The following is a 533-nucleotide window of genomic DNA, read 5'->3' as shown; positions in this document are numbered from 1 at the left end:
GTCACCAACCAGGGCGTGCAGGTGCAGAAGAAGTCGCAGGCGTTCATGATGGTGATCGCGATCTACTCGCCCACCGAGCGCTACGACGCCACCTACATCGCCAACTACGCGAACGTCTACGTGCTCGATGCGCTCAAGCGCATCCCGGGCGCCAACCAGTCGAGCATCTTCGGCACGCCCGACTACGCGATGCGCATCTGGCTGCGCCCCGACCGCATGGCGCAGCTGGGCATCACGGCCGCCGACGTGCAGCGCGCGGTGGCCAACCAGAACCAGCAGTTCGCCGTCGGCCGGATAGGCCAGTCGCCCACGGGCAACGCCGTCGAACAGTCGTTCGCCGTCACCACCACAGGCAGGCTGACCGAACCCAGCGAATTCGAGAACATCATCATCCGCGCGCAGAGCGGTGGTGCGGCGATCGTGCGGCTGAAGGACATCGGGCGTGCCGAACTGGGCCAGAAGGACTACTCGATCCGCAGCCGCTTCCAGGGCAAGCCTGCCACCGTGATCGCCGTCTACCAGCAGCCGGGCGC

1 protein-coding gene is annotated in these 533 nt (G+C 66.4%); it reads left to right on the top strand.

Features of this window, described 5'->3' with window-relative positions; all coding sequences use genetic code 11:
• Positions 1–533: efflux RND transporter permease subunit (locus SB822_RS54835; RefSeq protein ID WP_410858816.1), on the top strand; the 533-nt coding region annotated here is incomplete at both ends.

It is taken from the genome of Paraburkholderia sp. SIMBA_054, assembly GCF_046534875.1.
Lineage (GTDB): Bacteria > Pseudomonadota > Gammaproteobacteria > Burkholderiales > Burkholderiaceae > Paraburkholderia > Paraburkholderia hospita.
This window is presented reverse-complemented; position numbering and strand designations above follow the sequence as displayed.